We start from the raw sequence: 543 nt of genomic DNA, 5'->3' as shown, positions 1-543 counted from the left end.
AGAGCTGTATGTCGATGTCCTGGAGCGGAGGGATGATTACGTCGGACGTCACGTACAACTGCTGTGGTCCCAGCGCGACCATCCGTATCAACGGGACGGACTGGAATCGGCTGCTGGCCGAGGGCAAGCTGGATGGTTTCCGCTACCAGAAGGCCGATACCAACAGCAATGGCTCGACCACGCTCTACTTCCGGAAGGTCGTCGGGAGGGAACTCACGAACATCCCTCCTGAAGACTTCTTCAGGTAGCCGCAAACCCGTGTCCATGGGAGGAGGGCGCGTGCCTTCCTCCCGTGGCCTGCCGCGCGAGAGGCGTCGTGGACACCCACTTCCTGCATGGCTTCAGTCCCTTCCTGTTCCGCTTCTCCGACACGCTCTCCCTGCGCTGGACGGGGGCGGCGTACCTGGTGGGCTTCCTGCTCGTGTTCGCGGTGCTCCGGCGCCAGGCCGCGCGAGGTGAAGGGCCCTTCGAGAGACAGGAGGTGTCCGGGTTCGTGCTCCACGCGGGCCTCCTCGGGGTGATGCTGGGCGGACGGCTGGGGTA

Annotated in this window: 1 protein-coding gene and 1 pseudogene; both read left to right on the top strand. The window is 64.6% G+C overall.

Annotation, left to right across the window (positions count from 1 at the left end; all coding sequences use genetic code 11):
• Window positions 1-248, top strand: a pseudogene (locus D7V88_RS42105) (hypothetical protein); the annotation flags it as partial.
• Window positions 249-316: 68 nt separating this feature from the next.
• Window positions 317-543: prolipoprotein diacylglyceryl transferase family protein (locus tag D7V88_RS42100; RefSeq protein WP_208726784.1), on the top strand; the 227-nt coding region annotated here is incomplete at its 3' end.

The organism is Corallococcus terminator (assembly GCF_003611635.1).
GTDB lineage: Bacteria > Myxococcota > Myxococcia > Myxococcales > Myxococcaceae > Corallococcus > Corallococcus terminator.
The sequence above is the reverse complement of the archived record's forward strand: the minus strand, read 5'-3'. Positions and strand labels throughout refer to the sequence as shown.